Annotated in this window: 20 protein-coding genes; 6 read left to right on the top strand and 14 right to left on the bottom strand. The window is 38.3% G+C overall.

Annotated elements, in window-relative coordinates:
• Nucleotides 1-913: 913 nt before the first annotated feature.
• Together V1L66_RS09420 and V1L66_RS09415 are read left to right on the top strand one after the other, a co-directional pair.
• Complete coding sequence (locus V1L66_RS09420) at nt 914-2029, top strand: methionine biosynthesis PLP-dependent protein (protein ID WP_026023403.1); 1116 nt, start codon at nt 914-916, stop codon at nt 2027-2029.
• A 3-nt stretch (nt 2030-2032) separates the two neighbouring features.
• Nucleotides 2033-3193 (top strand): aminotransferase class I/II-fold pyridoxal phosphate-dependent enzyme, encoded by a 1161-nt coding sequence (locus tag V1L66_RS09415; protein ID WP_333006842.1) that lies wholly within the window; start codon nt 2033-2035, stop codon nt 3191-3193.
• A gap of 52 nt (nt 3194-3245) precedes the next feature.
• Here the strand turns inward: V1L66_RS09415 and V1L66_RS09410 are convergent, their stop codons facing one another.
• Nucleotides 3246-3674 (bottom strand): NUDIX domain-containing protein, encoded by a 429-nt coding sequence (locus tag V1L66_RS09410; RefSeq protein ID WP_333006843.1) that lies wholly within the window; start codon nt 3672-3674, stop codon nt 3246-3248.
• Nucleotides 3675-3743: 69 nt separating this feature from the next.
• Here V1L66_RS09410 and V1L66_RS09405 point away from each other — a divergent pair, with 69 nt between their 5' ends.
• On the top strand, nt 3744-4235 hold the full coding sequence (locus V1L66_RS09405; RefSeq protein ID WP_333006844.1) for a GNAT family N-acetyltransferase: 492 nt from the start codon (nt 3744-3746) through the stop codon (nt 4233-4235).
• Between the two features lie 30 nt (nt 4236-4265).
• On the opposite strand, the gene V1L66_RS09400 is transcribed toward V1L66_RS09405, so the two are convergent.
• The 13 genes from V1L66_RS09400 to V1L66_RS09340 all read right to left on the bottom strand — a co-directional run bounded on the left by V1L66_RS09400 (nt 4266) and on the right by V1L66_RS09340 (nt 16096).
• Nucleotides 4266-4604, bottom strand: coding sequence for a cupin domain-containing protein (locus tag V1L66_RS09400; RefSeq protein WP_333006845.1), 339 nt, complete (start codon nt 4602-4604; stop codon nt 4266-4268).
• Between the two features lie 20 nt (nt 4605-4624).
• The gene (locus tag V1L66_RS09395) at nt 4625-5164 is read right to left on the bottom strand and encodes a hypothetical protein (protein WP_333006847.1); all 540 of its coding nucleotides are present in this window, start codon (nt 5162-5164) and stop codon (nt 4625-4627) included.
• A gap of 117 nt (nt 5165-5281) precedes the next feature.
• Nucleotides 5282-5434, bottom strand: a complete 153-nt coding sequence (locus V1L66_RS09390) for a YpzG family protein (RefSeq protein WP_004231380.1) — start codon at nt 5432-5434, stop codon at nt 5282-5284.
• A 105-nt stretch (nt 5435-5539) separates the two neighbouring features.
• On the bottom strand, nt 5540-6715 hold the full coding sequence (locus V1L66_RS09385) for an amidohydrolase (RefSeq protein WP_333006849.1): 1176 nt from the start codon (nt 6713-6715) through the stop codon (nt 5540-5542).
• Between the two features lie 17 nt (nt 6716-6732).
• Nucleotides 6733-7920 (bottom strand): hypothetical protein, encoded by a 1188-nt coding sequence (locus tag V1L66_RS09380; RefSeq protein WP_333006850.1) that lies wholly within the window; start codon nt 7918-7920, stop codon nt 6733-6735.
• 226 nt (nt 7921-8146) lie between these two features.
• Nucleotides 8147-8461, bottom strand: a complete 315-nt coding sequence (locus V1L66_RS09375) for a DUF3784 domain-containing protein (protein ID WP_036077384.1) — start codon at nt 8459-8461, stop codon at nt 8147-8149.
• An 11-nt stretch (nt 8462-8472) separates the two neighbouring features.
• The gene (locus V1L66_RS09370; RefSeq protein ID WP_016992881.1) at nt 8473-9756 is read right to left on the bottom strand and encodes an alpha/beta hydrolase; all 1284 of its coding nucleotides are present in this window, start codon (nt 9754-9756) and stop codon (nt 8473-8475) included.
• A gap of 13 nt (nt 9757-9769) precedes the next feature.
• Complete coding sequence (locus tag V1L66_RS09365) at nt 9770-10849, bottom strand: DUF5808 domain-containing protein (protein ID WP_333006852.1); 1080 nt, start codon at nt 10847-10849, stop codon at nt 9770-9772.
• Between the two features lie 7 nt (nt 10850-10856).
• On the bottom strand, nt 10857-11234 hold the full coding sequence (locus tag V1L66_RS09360; protein ID WP_333006853.1) for a GntR family transcriptional regulator: 378 nt from the start codon (nt 11232-11234) through the stop codon (nt 10857-10859).
• Nucleotides 11235-11767: 533 nt separating this feature from the next.
• On the bottom strand, nt 11768-12145 hold the full coding sequence (locus V1L66_RS09355; protein WP_036077386.1) for a carboxymuconolactone decarboxylase family protein: 378 nt from the start codon (nt 12143-12145) through the stop codon (nt 11768-11770).
• Nucleotides 12146-12348: 203 nt separating this feature from the next.
• Entirely contained in the window at nt 12349-13728 is a 1380-nt protein-coding gene (gene argH, locus V1L66_RS09350) for an argininosuccinate lyase (RefSeq protein WP_016992885.1), read from the bottom strand.
• 81 nt (nt 13729-13809) lie between these two features.
• Nucleotides 13810-15003, bottom strand: coding sequence for an argininosuccinate synthase (locus V1L66_RS09345; RefSeq protein WP_312127158.1), 1194 nt, complete (start codon nt 15001-15003; stop codon nt 13810-13812).
• A 283-nt stretch (nt 15004-15286) separates the two neighbouring features.
• Nucleotides 15287-16096, bottom strand: a complete 810-nt coding sequence (locus V1L66_RS09340; RefSeq protein WP_312127156.1) for a type II CAAX endopeptidase family protein — start codon at nt 16094-16096, stop codon at nt 15287-15289.
• A gap of 657 nt (nt 16097-16753) precedes the next feature.
• On the opposite strand from V1L66_RS09340, the gene V1L66_RS09335 reads away from it, so the two are divergent.
• From V1L66_RS09335 to V1L66_RS09325, 3 genes are read left to right on the top strand one after another with little or no spacing between them, the layout of a single operon-like run.
• Nucleotides 16754-17284: a hypothetical protein gene (locus V1L66_RS09335; RefSeq protein ID WP_312127155.1), complete on the top strand. Its 531-nt coding sequence runs from the start codon at nt 16754-16756 to the stop codon at nt 17282-17284.
• A gap of 2 nt (nt 17285-17286) precedes the next feature.
• Nucleotides 17287-17481, top strand: a complete 195-nt coding sequence (locus tag V1L66_RS09330) for a hypothetical protein (RefSeq protein ID WP_312127153.1) — start codon at nt 17287-17289, stop codon at nt 17479-17481.
• A gap of 42 nt (nt 17482-17523) precedes the next feature.
• Nucleotides 17524-18021 (top strand): hypothetical protein, encoded by a 498-nt coding sequence (locus tag V1L66_RS09325; RefSeq protein ID WP_312127151.1) that lies wholly within the window; start codon nt 17524-17526, stop codon nt 18019-18021.
• Nucleotides 18022-18071 lie beyond the last annotated feature (50 nt).

Below are 18071 nucleotides of genomic sequence, written 5' to 3'. Positions count from 1 at the left end.
CTGCTCTATCCATCACTTTTCACGTTGTATCCGCTACTTTTTACGTTTTAACCGCTACTTCAGAGCCTATCCCTCACTTTGGCTGCTCTATCCATCAGTTTTCATGTTGTATCCGCTACTTTTTACGTTGTAACCGCTACTTCAGAATCTATCCCTCACTTTGGCTGCTCTATCCATCACTTTTCACGTTGTATCCGCTACTTTTTACGTTTTAACCGCTACTTCAGAGCCTATCCCTCACTTTGCCTGCTCTATCCATCACTTTTCACGTTGTATCCGCTACTTTTTACGTTTTAACCGCTACTTCAGAGCCTATCCCTCACTTTGTCTGCTCTATCCATCAGTTTTCATGTTGTATCCGCTACTTTTTACGTTGTAACCGCTACTTCAGAATCTATCCCTCACTTTGGCTGCTCTATCCATCACTTTTCACGTTGTATCCGCTACTTTTTACGTTTTAACCGCTACTTCAGAGCCTATCCCTCACTTTGGCTGCTCTATCCATCAGTTTTCATGTTGTATCCGCTGCTTTTCATGTTTTATCCGCTACTTTAGAACCTATCCCTCAATATGCCTGCTCTATCCATCACTTTTCACGTTCTATCCGCTACTTTTCACGTTATAACCGCTACTTTCTATCTTGTATCCGCTAACTAGAAACTATCCTCCACTTCTTTTAGCTCTATTTGAAACTGCTCGTTCTTACTAAAGATCACTCCATTAGAAAATAACAGGAAGTAAATTAATCTCCTACTATTCCTAGGTGATTAACTTTAAATAATCTAGCTAATTTTCAGAAATCAACTTGTTCTTCTTTAGTATCCATGTTAAATTGGTAACAATTATTGAGAATACTATTAAATTGAAAGCAAAATTAGTTGCTTTTAATAATATTGAAGAAAAGAGTGACGTCATGACATTAAACAGAAGTATTGAAACAAAGCTTGTACAACTTGGTAATTTAAGTGACCCAGCAACAGGAGCTGTGAGTCCGCCCATTCATTTATCGACTGCTTATAAACATACTGGGATTGGTGAGTCTACTGGTTTTGACTATACACGTACAAAAAATCCAACACGTGCTCTTTTAGAAGCAGGAATTGCTGATTTAGAGGGTGGCGATATGGGCTTTGCCTGTAGTTCCGGGATGGCTGCCATTCAATTGGTGTTATCCCTATTTAAACCAGGCGATGAATTAGTTGTGCCAGATGATTTATACGGCGGTACATATAGACTATTTAATTTCTTCCAAGATACTTATAATATCAAACCTGTTTATTCTAAATTTGAATCGGTTGAACAGGTAGAGGCATTAATGAATGAAAATACACGTGCAATATTTATTGAAACACCAACAAATCCACTTATGCAGGAATTTGATTTACAAGTGTATGCGGAGTTAGCACATAAGCATGGGGCATGGCTAATTGTGGATAATACATTTTATACGCCATACTTCCAACGCCCTATTGAATTAGGCGCAGATATTGTGCTTCATTCTGCAACGAAGTATATTGGTGGTCATAATGATGTATTAGCTGGGCTAGTGGTTGCTAAAGGCACAGAATTAGCCGAACGCATTGGCTTTATTCATAATGGCAGTGGTATGGTGCTAGGAGCTATGGATTCATGGTTACTTATTCGCGGTTTAAAAACAATGCATCTTCGTCTAAAACAACATGATGCTAATGCGAAGGCGATTGCTGCTTACTTAGAGGAAGAAGAGTTAGTGACAGATGTCCTTTATACTGGAAAAGGTGGCATGCTGTCATTCCGCTTGCAAAAGCCTGAGTGGATTGACCCATTCCTTCGTAACTTAAAGTTAATTACTTTTGCAGAAAGTCTTGGCGGTGTCGAAAGCTTTATTACGTATCCTGCTACACAAACACATGCAGATATGCCGTATGAAGAGCGTGTGGAGCGTGGCGTTTGTGATCGTTTATTACGCTTCTCTGTTGGCATTGAGGAAGCTGAAGATTTAATTGCAGACTTACGACAAGTGTTTGATATCCTAAGAAAAGAGGCGTAATTGATGAAGCAACGTATTGAAACAAGCCTCATTCACGCAGGTGTTCGTGATGGCTATGGTAATAAAAAAGGGGCTGTTAACGTCCCAATGTATCTGTCCTCTACCTTCCACCAAGAAAGTATAGATGAATTTGGAGAATATGATTATGCTCGTTCAGGCAACCCTACAAGAGATGCGTTAGAAAAAGCTGTAGCAGAGCTTGAGGGTGGCGTTCGTGCCCATGCATTTTCATCTGGTATCGCTGCCGTGTCAGCAGCGTTAATGCTGTTATCGCAGGGAGATCATATCGTCATGACTGAGGATGTTTATGGTGGAACCTATCGTTTTGTCACAAAGGTGTTGCCTCGCTTTGGGATTTCCCATACATTTGTAGATTTTACGGATCTACAAGCTGTAGAAGCGGCAATTACGCCTGCTACAAAACTACTTTATATGGAAACACCATCAAATCCAACGTTAGGTATTACAGATATTCGTGGTGTAGTGGCGCTTGCCAAGCAATACCACTGCCTTACATTCTTGGATAATACCTTTATGACACCGTTACATCAACGCCCACTAGAACTTGGTGTGGATGTCGTTATTCATAGTGCAACGAAATTTTTATCTGGACATTCTGATATTATTGCTGGCTTAACGATTACTGCAGATGAGAAGCTTGGACAGGATCTCTACTTTATCCAAAATTCATTCGGTAATATTTTAGGTGTGCAGGATTCATTTACACTTCTACAAAACATTAAAACAACAGATGTACGTTTTAGTCGTTCTGCTGAATCTGCACAAAAAATTGCTGCCTATTTGGCTAGTAATCCACTAGTTGAGCAGGTCTACTATCCAGGACTTGCTTCACACCCTGGCTACGCTATTCATCAGCGTCAAAGCACGAGTCCTGGGGCTGTTTTATCCTTCCGACTACCAAGCTATGCTGCTGCAAAAGCATTGGTTGAGGCGATGACAATTCCAGTATTTGCGGTCTCTCTTGGAGGAGTAGAATCTATTCTGTCTTACCCTGCAAAAATGAGTCACGCTGCTATGGAGCCTGAGGAGCGTGCTAAACGTGGCATCACTGATGGCCTTCTACGTTTTTCTGTAGGACTTGAACATGTGGATGATTTAATTGCTGATTTTGCACAAGCCCTAGAGATTGCTGCCAAGGCTTAGTTGAATCAACATAAAAACCGCGTCAACTAGACGCGGTTTAATTATGATAGGTTCAATTTTTCACCTTTGCTAACAATCGGTATAAATAATCCCCATGCCCCTTTGCTAGCAAGGCATCTTGCTCAGCTGAAATCCAATAGAACGAAAAGAGTAAATCCCGTTCGTTTAAGCCAGTTGGATGATGCTGCCATGTATTTCGTGTTTCATCGGATGTTAAATGATAAAAATACCGTTTCTGTAAAACACCTGATGGATGATTAAAATAGTCCTGTGCTATTAACGCTTGAACGACAAGTGTGGTTAGACCTGTTTCTTCTAGCATTTCACGTTTCACAGCGTCTAAAGGTGTTTCCCCTTCCTCTACCGTACCTTTGGGCACCTGGATACCTGCCCCAACTAAATTCTGTTCAAATACGAGTACCTGTAATTGATCCTCATGCGTTCTCGTGATATAGCCAAATGCTTTTTCAACTACTTGCATGAAAGTGACCCCCTTTGAATGATTAAATGTTACAATAAAGAAAAAAATTGGAATAGCAGGTGAAAAGTGTTGACACTTATTATACGACAGATGCAAGAAAATGACATTACTTTTGTACAAGAAATTGCTAGAATAAGCTGGCACTATACATATGAGGGAATCATTCCTCATGACATTCAAGATCGTTTTATACAACAAGCCTATAGTCGAGAACGTTTAATCGAACGTCTTATCAATAGTCCGTTTCTTGTTGCAATTTTTGATGAAAAGCTAGTAGGCTTTGCTAATTTTTCAAATGTAACACAAGGTGAGGCGGAGCTATATGCGATTTATTTACATCCTGATATGCATGGTAAGGGCATTGGTACTGCACTCTTACAGGAAGGCTTACGTATGCTCCCAAATCTATCGTCTTTATTTGTTTGTGTAGAGAAAGAAAATAAACTTGGTATGCATTTTTATCAAGCAAAGGGATTTGTATCGATAGAAGAATTTGATGAACAATTTGATGGTCATCTACTTAAGACAGTTAAATTGGTGAAGCAATACGAAAAAGTGTAACGGTTCTTGCAACTACCGTTACACTTTTATTTATGTAAGATTTATCTGCTCCGCTTGGATAACAAGTGCTGTTAAGCCAGTTATACTACCAGATTCATGTGCCTGTCCTTGTTGCCATAGCACGCCTTGCCCTGTTTTTAGCGTGATTTTTTCATCATCTACACCACTAATCCATCCTTCGCCATTAATAACGATAAAGAGCTGTGGAACGGGTGCTTCATGCATACCAACCACTCCACCTGGCTCAATATAGATGAAACCGATCGTCGTAGGCATTTCCGTTTTCGTGATTTTTCTATAAAATGTATCGACGGATTTGTATTGATGTATTGGATTTGCTAAATCTTGTGTAAATTGTATGATTTGCATTTCGCGAAAATCCTTTCCTATTAGGCTAGCTCTTCTTCAACAAATGCTAAAAGTGTTCCATCTTCTTTTTTGAAATAAAAAGCAAATGCATCATAGCCATTTCTTTTAATCGTTTCCCAGTTAGCGGTTTCTCCATTTATGAGCCGTACATTTTCTTGTTCATCTACCTCATAGTCGTCTATTTCTTCGTCATAGTCGATATTATAGAAAAATGATAATACCACTTCTGTTACAGGCAGAATATATTTCTCCAGTGGACGGTTGTCATGATGTGCCTCGGTATACGCCTCACAAAATAGCGCATTATAACCATGTAGCGTGGCATCAAAGAGCAAAATTTCCTCCGCTGTTAAAGGATCTTTGGCAACGATTTTAGCGGTTGAGCCTGTAATAAAAGGCATCATTTCCTCTCCTTCAATCATTAGCAAATCACCGTGATACCAAATTTCAAATTGTTCATTGCCTGCGCTAGATTGGAGCTGAAACTGTGATTCAACGCCATCTATAAATTGCACGTTTTCTGCAAATGGCTGTAGATAAATTGGAATAGGCGTAATCATGGCATTCCTCTCCTTTTCTGTTAGAAATTACTTATATTATACATCGTTCTCATTTTACTCATAAAGAAAAACCCAGAATTTTTTCTGGGCTTGATGACACTTACTTTTCTAGCATGATTAAAACTGACGGGCCTTTGCTTCACTTCGCAAGAGACGGTTATGGAGAGTAATCTCCGTTTCACCATTTACTTGCGATTTTGATCGCTTAATCCTTGACCAGTTGCGGTGGATTTTTTGAGATTTGGGGTCTAGTTGTTCGAACCTACTCATTTTTCATCCTCCTCATCATTATAGATTTCATAAGTGAAATCTTCTTTATTATGACCAGCTAAGGTGAATTTATACTAATTTCCTAAGAAGCTTGTCCACTTCTCTTTATTTGTTTTCGCTTAACCAAGTTAACGCATATTGTACATATAATTCGGCTCCAACGCGCAAACCATCTTCATCGATATTAAAATGGCCGTTATGATGTGCCCAGCGTGTATCCTTTTCTGTATTGCCTGAGCCTACTAGGGCAAAGCAGCCAGGGACTTCATCTAAGTAAAAGCTAAAGTCTTCTCCACCCATTGTCGGATCATCAATATGATAAGCTTCTGCGCCAAAATGTTCAGCTGCAAGGCGCTCGACTAAGCTGGCACTCGCCACATCATTGTTGACTGCTTGTGTACCATATTCATAAACAACCTCTGCTGTGCCACCATAAAGTGACGCAATCTGCTCAGCATAATGACGAATTTGCGCTTCGATATGTGAACGAACCTCTTTATCGAAGCAACGCACTGTCCCTTCTAAAATGGCATCTTCCGCAATTACATTAAAGCGTGTACCAACCTCCATTTTTCCAATTGTAAGAACGGCGGGTCGAAGTGGATTGACTGTACGTGCCACAACTGTTTGAACATTCAAAGCAAACGTTGAAGCAATCATCACGGCATCAATGGCATCATGTGGTACTGCGGCATGCCCGCCCTGCCCTTTAAAGCGTACTTTGAAAATATCAGCAGAGGCAAAGGCAGGACCTTTATTGCACTGAATTTTTCCTGTGTCAATTTGTGACCAAATATGAATACCAAAGACGTTATCTACACCTTTCATTGCTCCTTGCTCTACCATCGCTTTTGCGCCTGTAGCTACTTCTTCAGCTGGCTGGAAAATAAAACGAACTGTTCCCTCAATTTCTTCTTGTACCGTATGTAATGTCTTAGCTGCAATTAGCAACATGGCTGTATGTGCATCATGACCACAGGCATGCATCTTACCATCAGTTTTAGAGCGATACGGAATATCTTCTCGTATTTCATAAACTGACAATGCATCCATATCCGCACGTAAGGCAACGGTTTTTCCTTCCTTGCCCCCTTTTAACTCCGCAATAATGCCTGTTGGCTCTGTTCGTCTATACGGAATACCAAGGTTCTCTAAATACGCTGCTACATAATTCGTTGTTTCATACTCTTCCCAAGAAAGCTCTGGCTCGCTGTGCAATTTTTGACGAATCGTCACAAGCTCACTATTTAATTCTGCAATAATTTCTTTCATTTTATTCATGCTGACTCTCTCCTTCTTTATAGCCAATTGACAAAAATACCTGCTAGTATAACAGATGTTATCGTTACACTAATGAAACCTCCCACAAGCATCGGTGGCAACATATGACTTAACAGCATATCTCTTTCTTTTTGATCGATTGTGGACGATTTTACTACTTCATTCGTTAATATATAATCTGCCGGGAACCCATAGAGCGCTGTTAAGGATACAGCAAATGCTAAATTTGGGCTGACCTTTAAAACTTTCCCTGCGATGAAAGAGAAAATATACATACCAATGACCGCTAAGACAATTGACACAACTAATGGCACGATAATACGCATCAGCATTTCAGGGGATGCCTGTTTTAAGCCATCGAATATAAAGAGCATTAAGCCCATAATGGCAAAGCCGAAGCCATTTGCTTTTTGCAATGGTTGTCTTTCTAAAAAACCAAATGTCGATGCAAGCACACCAAACACTAGGCATAGCACTAATGCATTGACTGTCACTACAGGTGCTAATGCTGTAGATGTACCATACGCTAATAATCCAACAAGCGCTAAACGGAAAAATTTAAAGTATTCTGTATTGTACTTAGCAGGAATTTTCCTAAATAATTTCGGTTGCTCAGATAACTGTTCAGCATCTTCCTCTACCTCTGTAACCGATTGTAAATTCCCCTGATGGTGTTCCTTTAATAAACGTTTTGCTTCACGCTTCAATACAATGGACGTGATGGGGTATCCTGCAAAACCTTGAATGACGTAAATCACAATGGCAAAGACGGCTAAATCCTCTAAGCCAGCCGCAGAAGCGCCTTCTGACATCACTAGCGCTGCCACAACACCACCGACTAATGGTGGAACTGCCACAATCATCGTTTTTAAATCAAATAGCAAGGCACCAATTGTAAATAATATGGCGATGATGCCTACAATACCAGCTAAAGAAATAACAATGGCTTTCCACTGGTTTTTCAATTCCTTAAGGGACAGAAGTGTACCCATGTTCGTAATTAGTAAATACATTAACATCGTGGCAACGACTGGACCAATCCCGGCAATACTCACAATATCTTTCGGGAAGAATGTCCAATAGCCGATTAAAAATAATACCGCACAGACGAACACAGATGGAATCCACGCCTTCGTTCTTGTTGCTACAATATCTCCGATGTAAAGAATAGCAAGTACTATCGTCAGTGCTAACATTTGCGACATATCAAAGAATTCTCCTAACTTAGTAATTTTTTAATGTCATCTATAATAATACTAATTATTCTTAAAATTCTATTTTTACAGAAAAGAAGAAAAACAATGTAAGAACGAGCATATTCGCGACACTAAAATTACGGTTTTCCAAATATTTAGATTTTAAATAATTTTCATAAAGCGCTTTCAAAAAAAAATAGAACCATTATAAAATGGTTCTACTTTGTCTTACATGCTATTTTTTGAAACGATTACCTGTATTCGCATAGATCAATAAAAAAAGCGTGAGTGCGACAAAAAGCACAAGACCAACGTGAAATAACCATTGTGTATGGAATAATTCGTCTAGAATCCATAAAAGGACACAAAAACAGTAGCCATACATCATTTTTCCCATAAATCTTGCCAATGCCTTTTCATCATATTGTTCTTTATCTTCCTGTGCCATTGTATTAAAACCTGCAAGTAGAAAAGCTCCTTTACCTTGCGATAGAACAATGGCGAAGATGAGAAACGGCAGCATGATAATTAAATAGACAATAACTCCCAAGGTTAATCATCCTACTTTTCATTTTTAATAAATTGCTCAATTGCTGGTAATAATTCTTCATGCAGTGGCAGCGAAGGGTCTGCATAGGTTGCTAAGTTTTCTGCACGATCTGCTGGTGCCTTTTTCAATACGTGATTCATACCCGCTAGATAAAGTAATTTTGCCTCTTTTTTACCTTTCTTCAATGCCTCGGCATCGGCTTCCTTCACTTGTAAATCTGTAGTTCCTTGTAACAGTAATACACGTCCTTTTACTTTGGCTAGCTCATCAGCAGGTTGATACTTTAGCAAGGAAATCAGGAAAGGCTGTACAGATGGACGGAAAAGGGCTTGTAGCTCTGGCGAAATATTTTTCACTTGTTTCCCTTGCTTTAAAGCTGTCAAAATATTCGTGGATTCGTTGAAAAGCTTTGGTGCTAATTGACCCTTTAATTGCTCTAAAAGCACTTCATCCAATGGTCTACCTGCACCGGCAATGGAGACAAAGGATGCTACGCCTGTCTTTTGAGCCGCGAGCAAACCAATGAGTGAGCCTTCACTATGTCCAATCACATGGACACTTGTGTAGGTTTTATCAGCCATCAATGTTTGGATAATTTGCACAGCATCATCAACATATTGGTCAAACGTTCCATCCTCTTCCTTTGTTAAGAGCGCTTGATTATCTCCAAGTCCTCGCTTATCATAACGCACCGTCGCAATGCCCTGTTGTGCTAAACCTTCCGCTAACATTTTCAAGCTATTATTTTTTCCAGCTAAAGCGGAATTACCGTCTTTATCCGTTGGCCCCGATCCTGCTATTATCAGTGCCACTGGGGATGGAGATGGAGAAGCCTTTTGTACAGCTACTGTTAAGTTACCGTTTTGAACGGGAATTTTTAATGTGTCATAGGTAACAGGTTGCTCTTTATAAGCCTTTAGTGTTAAAGGATATTTTCCACCATTTTGTTGAAATGTAGCCTCTATTTGTTCATTTTTGATTGTGCCATTAATGGCAATAGCAGAGCCGTTTAAATTAATGGCCACTTTTACTTTATCACCTGTATACGTCACACTTTGGAATGGAAAATTAGATAAGCCCTGTGCTGGCACGGATAATGTACCACTTTCCTTCTTTAAATCGATTATAATCGGTAATGGTCCATTTGGCGTTTCAATAGTTCCTTCCCATTTTCCAATAAACTGTTCATTCATTGCATTTGTCCCCTTTGTTCCTTGATGTTGAGCAGTGACCTCTTTTTGCCCACAGGCAGCTAAAAGTAAAATTGTACAGCAAATCAATAACCATTTTTTCATCCAATCTTCCTTTCTATATGAAAATCACCAATAAAATTGGCAGTAAAGTAATAGCAATTAAGATATAGCACCATTTGTTCGCAAAATTAACAGTCCAACCGATCCCGAACTTTTTAGGCACTAATAAGGATGGATCATTTTTATTGCAATAAAAAACACCCCATTTCCAGTATTGATCATCTGTCACAGCTGTTTCATTTGTATGTACCTCATCAAAACGTTCATTACTTTTACTGAGCTTCCAAATGAACACTAGTAAACCACCTAACGTAACGACGTTAAAGACAAGAAAAAGTGGGAAAAAGTAGGGAGCCGTTTGTTCTTGTAAAATAACGGTTGTATAGTGTAAAACAACAAATAGAATTGTCATACTAAAATTAATGGCAGCCAGATACCAGCTTCCGTATTTACGCTGAGTTAACTCCCGATGGATGGATGCTTCTTTGGCCTGTGCACTTAATTGGATTTTGGCACTTTTCATGCCTTGATTCATCATGAAAAAACTAATTTGAATTGCCAATAATATAAGCGGCATACTGATGACTGAGAGCCGTGATTTTTGAGTCCAACCATCGACCTCTCCAGCTCCATTCCAATGTGTCGCAAAAACCTCTGGGATTGACTCATAGTTCATGTACGTAAAAGCGATTAATGCAAGTGTGATGATGATGGGTACGCTAAAAAATATAGGTGACAATGTTTCTTCATTTTGGCGGATCGATAAATCTGTCACATATACTGCTTTAATTTGTGCCTCCCACTGCTCCTGCACCTTTAATTTTTTAGTTTTGACATGATAACTCATGTAAAGTCCTGATGATAAAAGAAGCATGACATACAATAGGATAAAGGATATTAAAGACGCCTTCTCCTCTTGTATAGGTGAAAGATAGAGAGTTATTTGACCTACTAAAAATAAGCCTGCAATCCCTGCGATGACTTGGCTATAATGCTTCTTCCACAGCTTTAATTGTGGATGTTTGACATAAGGTTCTGGGATGGAAACACCAAAGACAATCGTTTTTCTTGTTAAATGCGGTGTCATCGTTTCCAAAATCCCGACGATTATAAAGATGCCTAAGATTATAAGCATACTACCCCTACTTCCATTGTTTTAAAATTCGCTGGAACAAACTTGTCATTTGCTCTTTTTCGAGCCCTCGCGCAAAAGCCTCCGCCATAATAGGCTTCAAGGCATTTTCGACTTTTTCAACCTCCGTTTCTTCCAGCTCTCTCTTTTGACCACCAATAATGACCGCTTTTGCTTTCGGCTTTAATTCAATTAAGCCCTTCTCTTCAAGTTCATGATAACTCTTACTGACCGTGCTAACATTAATACCTAAATCCGTAGCCATCGCACGCACAGACGGTAAAGTATCACCATTTTTCAGCTCGCCTTGCGCAATGCATTCTATTATTTGATTGGCCAATTGTTTATATAGCTGCAATTCACTGTTTGGATCTAATTGTATTTGCATAATAACCCTCCAATCTGTATTGCTTGTAACCAAACAGAAATCTGTTATGTATAGAGTAATACAGATTTTCTTTAATGTCAAATGAAGGAATTTTTCATGGTGTTGAGTAGAGGTTTTTTCACAATAAGAGCGGGAGCCTTCCCTTAGTAGTGCTTTGAACTTCATTTAGAGCGGGTTCTCCTTCCTTAGGAGCGCTTTGAACTTCATTTAGAGCGGATCTTGTGAACTATAGAATAAGAAACAAAAAGGACCCAGAATAATTCTGGATCCATGGACACTTATTGCTTCTATTTGATTTTAACTGGTATGGTTTACGCTTCTTCTTAATCTATAGCAAAACAGAATGTTCTGTTTCACCTTTAGGCTTAAGATTTAAAAAGCTTCAACCTTCAACAGTTGTGGCGGACTTTCCTGAGATTCTTGGTCTTTGGGTGTTTGACTATTACTACTCATTCTGCATCCTCCCCATCAGATTAGATTAATAAGTGGTTCCTCTCTTATTATGAGCCATTCCCTATTTTTTTATACATGCTTCAGCTTTTTTCTGTAAAGACTTGTTGGGCTATCGTTAAAGCATTTTGCACTCTTGGAAAACCGATGTAGGGTACTAATTGTAAAAGTGCCTCGACCACTTCTGTCTGTGTCAAGCCTGCATGTAATCCACGCTGAATATGCGTTTTGGTTTGTGGTGCAGCACCTTGTGTAACAACTGCTGTGATCACGACGAGTGCTCGACTCTTTGCATCCAGCCCAGGTCGTGAATAGACATCACCGTAAGCAAATTCAATAATCATTTTGCGTAAATCGGGTGCTATATCGGCTAATGCATCGGATTCAATCATCCTTGCTGCTTCTTCCTCTGTCACATATTGTTTAATTGCTTCGAGCCCCTTTGTAAAACGTTCATTCATTTCTTCATCCCTCCTACATTTACTTATACAAAAACCCCAATTCCGCGTCTCCAGAATTGGGGATTGTCCTTCACATATGTAAGGTTCTCTTCTTCACGTCACCCTCTGGCTCAGTTGAAAAAGGATAAAGGTTTTCATAGTGCCTCACAGGACAGCTTTAATGAATATCTATGCAAAAAGTCACAAGGACATGCACGCAATAATTAAATGGCTACAAGACAGGCTTTCGCTTTCTCAATTTGGATTTTTACTTGTTCAAAGCCAGTACCACCTAAGGAGTGGCGGCGGCGAACAGCCGCTTCTGGCGCCAGTACATCATAAATATCCGCTTCAATTAACGCACTTTCTTGCTGCATTTCTTCCAATGGTAAGTCTAATAAATATATGCCCTTTTGAATACATGTAAAGACAAGCTTACCAGTCACCTCATGTGCCTCACGGAATGGCATCCCCTTTGTAGCAAGGTAATCTGCTAGCTCCGTTGCATTTGAAAAATCAGCGTGAACAGCCTGATGTAAACGTTCCGTGTTGACAGTCATTGTACGAACCATACCTTCAAAGATTTTAAGTGAACCAAGAATCGTATGAACAGTGTCGAACATGCCCTCTTTGTCCTCTTGCATATCTTTGTTATACGTTAATGGTGTACCCTTTAATACCGTTAATAAGCCCATTAGATTCCCATATACACGCCCTGTTTTACCACGAATAAGCTCTGCCATATCCGGGTTTTTCTTTTGTGGCATTATCGACGAACCTGTAGAAAAGGCATCATCCAATTCGATAAATTTAAATTCATCTGTAGACCAGATAATAATTTCCTCAGCAAAGCGTGATAAATGTGCCATAAGTAAGGAGGAATGACTTAAAAATTCCACGATGAAATCACGATCACTTACAGCATCCATGGAGTTTGCATAAACCTCGCTAAACCCTAATAACTCTGCTGATTTTAAACGATCAATCGGGAAAGTTGTCCCTGCCATTGCCCCAGCACCTAAAGGTAAAATATCAATACGTTTTATGGATTCTGTAAAGCGTTGTTTATCACGCTCTAGCATCCAAAAATAAGCCATTAGATGGTGTGCGAAGGATATTGGCTGTGCACGTTGTAGATGCGTATAACCTGGTGCAATCGTTTCAATATGCTCTTGTGCTTTGTCTAATAGCGTTTGCTGGAACGTCACAATTAAATCAATTGCTTCCTGCACCCGCTTTTTCAAGAAGAGATGCATATCCGTTGCTACCTGGTCATTTCGGCTACGTCCTGTATGGAGTTTGCCACCGACAGGACCTATTAAATCAATTAACATCTTTTCTAAATTTAAGTGTATATCTTCATTGGCAACGCTAAATTCAAGCTCACCTGCGATTGCCTTATCTTTTAATTGGGCAAGACCACCTAGAATGGCCTCTACGTCAGCTGCTGGTAAAATTCCTGTTGCACCAAGCATTGTGACATGTGCAACACTACCTTCAAGGTCCTCTAGCACAAGTTGCTGGTCAAAGCCAATGGATGCGCCAAACTCGTCTACCCATGCTTCTGCTGATTTTTGGAAACGTCCACCCCAAAGTTTTGTCATGTCAGCTCACCTTTTCCTCGATTACTTATTAAAAGGTGTAGTATAAGCACAAATGCCTCACCACACCTTGCTTGTTCAACATTACTTTTTATTTACAGATGAGTTCACTACAGTTGGTAGACCCCATAACTCGATAAAGCCTACAGCGGAAGCGTGATTGAATTGATCTTCCTTCGAGTATGTTGCTAGCTTTTCACTGTATAATGAATTTGGTGATTTACGTCCTTCTACAATCGCATGTCCTTTAAATAGTTTCACACGTACTGTACCATTCACATATTGTTGTGTTTGCGCAAGGAATGCTTCAAGAGCATCACGTAATGGTGAGAACCATAGACCGTCGTAAATTAATTCAGATAGTTTTTTCTCAATTACTGGCTTGAAGTGTGCTAATTCTTTTACAAGCGTTAAGTCCTCAAGCTCTTTATGCGCTGTTAACAGCACTTTTGCCCCTGGAATTTCATAAACCTCACGAGATTTAATACCAACTAAACGATTTTCAACGTGATCGATACGTCCTACACCATGAGCACCTGCTACTGCATTTAATTCTTGAATTAAATCAGCAAGCTTCATTTCTTTTCCGTTTAATGATACTGGTTTACCAGCTACAAACTCGATTTCCACATATTCGGCTTCATTCGGTGCATTTTCAACTGAAACAGTTAAGCCATAAGCTTCTTCTGGTGGCGACACCCATGGATCTTCCATAATGCCAGCCTCATTCGCACGACCCCATAGGTTTTGGTCGATTGAGAATGGTGAATCCAATGTTGCAGGAATCGGTACATTATGCTTCATTGCATATTCGATTTCCTCATCACGGCTCCAGCCCCACTCACGTACTGGTGCTAATACCTCTAAATCTGGATTTAATGCTTTAATTGATACTTCAAAACGAACTTGGTCATTCCCTTTACCTGTGCAACCATGCGCAACAGCATCTGCGCCTACTTGATTAGCAATCTCTACTAATTTTTTCGAGATAAGCGGACGGGAAAGTGCTGATACTAATGGATACTTTTGCTCGTACCAAGTATGTGCCTGTAAAGAAATTAATGCATACCCTTCAGCAAATTCGTCTTTCGCATCCACCATATATGATTCAATCGCTCCTACTTGAAGAGCTTTATTTTTTACGAATTCAAGATCTTTTCCTTCGCCAACGTCAAGACATACTGCAATTACGTCCCAACCTTGCTCTTTTAACCAAGGAATTGCTACCGAAGTATCAAGTCCACCTGAATAAGCTAATACCACTTTTTTATTTGCCATTAAAAATGCGCCTCCATTGCTCTATCGATATGTATGTTTATACATTCATTTAAAAGTTTATACACGAATAGTATCATGTTATAAAAATAAATACAAGTGTATTTTTATAAATTCATAGACTTTTATTTTTATTGTCAAAAGTAAGTCGCTCCTTGCATAAGGTTGACAAGAAATCCATGGCAATTCACGCGAAAAAACGTTTTTTTACTATCTATATAAATGTATACAATATAAATTTAGCAACGGAAGAAAAAAAGAATCCATTATACAAAATGGATTCTTTCTAGCTATTTGGCTGATGTATCCTATACAATACTTTTTTAGGATTAATCAAAATAAGTAGTACGGCCACCGCCGAATATAAAATGGCATTATACATGATTAAATCAATTAGGTTTCCATTGATGGAGCCGATAAAAAAATTAAAGAGCTGATGAATAATAATAGGAATCATTAAATTTTGATTGATCGTATAAAATACTGTCATGATGATGGTCGTAGCTATAATCGATAGCATAAAGAAGAAGCTGTATTTGATCAAATCCATTCCTATAAACCCTGTTGTAAACCATATCGGTAAATGCCACATTCCCCACCAAAAGCCTATGATAATAGAAGCTATTAATGGAGAGTACTTCTTTTGAAGCTCCAGCAGTGCAAAGCCCCTCCATCCTAACTCCTCACCTAGTGGTCCTGACAAAAGCGTTTTAATAAAATAAAAGCTCAGCATGCCCCATGAGGACAGCGTAAAAATGGAGGTTTCTTCATAATTATTCTTGATATGAAACAAAATCACGATAAAGATAGCTGTTTGTATCATCACGATTAAAACAATTACTGAAAATGACAGTTTGTTTTTGAATTTTTGTTTGACAAAGTGTATAAAACGTTGCTCAGGATAGATTCTTGGAAAAAGTAGCGCAAAGGCAAAGGTGGATGACCAAGCTGATAGACAGCGTACGATATCAAATAGCCAAGTCGGATAGCCTAATAGCTTGACGGCTCCTACAACACAGAAAAGTGGCCAAAAAATGATGTTGGTTAAAACAATAAAGCTTGCTACGGGTTTTTTTAATTTCTTTTTTCTAGGCAAGTAGATCCCCCATTCCATCTGAATATCTTCAGCATAAACCTAGGGGTTGCTCACAGGTCAAACCCATTTTGCCATTATTTTATCGGTACATACATTTCTAAAAAAATACGTTCAAGCCCTTCTTCATACGTAGTCAATAAGTTAACATAATATTTGTGAAGCCTCACAATTTTACTCAAGCATAGATAGCCATTGGACAATGTGATAAGGTGGTTACGATTAAGCCACTGATGATAGTGGACCAGTTCTAAAGGGGTTAAATATGTCTAAAAAAAGAAGAATTACATGTGGTGTCAACAGATTCACATAGACTTGTTAAAAAAGTTCTTAAACAAGCAAATGAACTTCCTGATTTAACTATTCTAAATTTAGGGAGTTTTTTATAAACCCCGATCGATAAAGCCCATCTATCGGTAGGCTTTATTTAATACTTACATAAATAAATCTTGGGATAGATAAAAATCAATACAATATCAGAACACGAAAGTAGTTTTCATAAAACAGGAAATATTTTCAATGCAATACTTTCAGTACGCTAGAAACACAATAATCGAAGTAGTGAGTAAATTAAAGATAACTTATATATGGTTGCCATAAAAGGAATGGGAGGTATTTTATGTTAAAATCAAAAAATATTAGTATTTTATTTTTTCTTTAGTGGCTTTTAGTGTATTAAATCTATCAAGCCACACGCAAGCAGCGGAATGGAGTGGAGGATTTGTATCGGGGCACTTAACTTGGGGTGTTGGCTCTGGCTCATCTTCAATAGCAACTACTGCAGCTAGCCAGTGGAACGGAGCTTCCTCGAAAGCTTCTTATACATATTCTAGCGGGTCAAATCAATATGGCTCTACTGCACAAGTAGTAACACATTTTAATTCTATTAACGCACCGTTATCTGGGGATTTAGGGGTTATGTATCCCTACAAGACATGGACTGGTACATCTGCAACTTCTGCAACTTTATCTGATACTTGGGTAAAAGCGATGGTTTATCAATATAAAACTACTCTTTTAGATACAGATACTAAGCGAACTGCTACAGCTACACATGAAATGGGACATGCTTTGAGTATGGCTCACCCGCCGGGAGAATCAACACTTTCTATTATGGTACAAGGTGTTAAAACGGATTATTCTATACAACTATATGATAGACTTAGTTTACAGCAGAAATGGGGTAAATAAGAATGAAAAAATTAAAAACTCTAAGTATAATTTTATTCTTTTCTGTGTTCTTTATAGTGGGATTTAATTATATAAATTCCAGTAATAAACCAATAGATATTCCATTACAAGGTAGCCATGAGGTTTTTGAATACGATGAAATAGTTGATGTTGCTGATGTAATTGCATTAGTTCAAGTGAAAGATGAATTATCTTAGAGTAATAGTACAGTAGTTTATGAAGAAAACTCTCCTTCAATTATGTATCATTATGCAACAAGAGAAGTTGAAGTACTTGAGTACTATAAAAATGATTTAGATTTAGGTTCAAATATTAAATTTAATGAGTCAGCAGCTATTACTGCACAAAATGAATATCTTCATGTAGAGGAATATACTGCTTTACAAAAAGGAGAAAAATATATCGTATATTTATCAAAAAATAATGGCTTAAATGAATTAAGTATAATTAGTAGAAATAACGGAAAGATAAATTTAGATAATTTTTCCGAAAATGAATTCCTTGATGTTGCTGTTAAAAGCATTCTAACAATTGAAGGTTTTGAAATAACAGAAAAAACTGAAGTTAAATTTGATATTCCAGAAGCTAAAATCCAGGCAATACCAAAGGTAAATAAATTGACAAATAATTATATCGACATACCTATAAATTATTATTTTGATGAAAAGAGTAACTTATATTATATAGATATCGATGGACTTAATTTATCAATTAGTAATACAAAATTAATTAATTAATTTCTTCTTTAAAATTTAAAAACAAGGTCATCAGTATAATGATGACCTTG

Origin of the sequence: Lysinibacillus sp. IITD104, from assembly GCF_036698265.2 — a bacterium.
Classification (GTDB): domain Bacteria; phylum Bacillota; class Bacilli; order Bacillales_A; family Planococcaceae; genus Lysinibacillus; species Lysinibacillus boronitolerans.
Note: the sequence above shows the minus strand (reverse complement) of the source record. Positions and strands in the feature narration are given on the sequence as shown.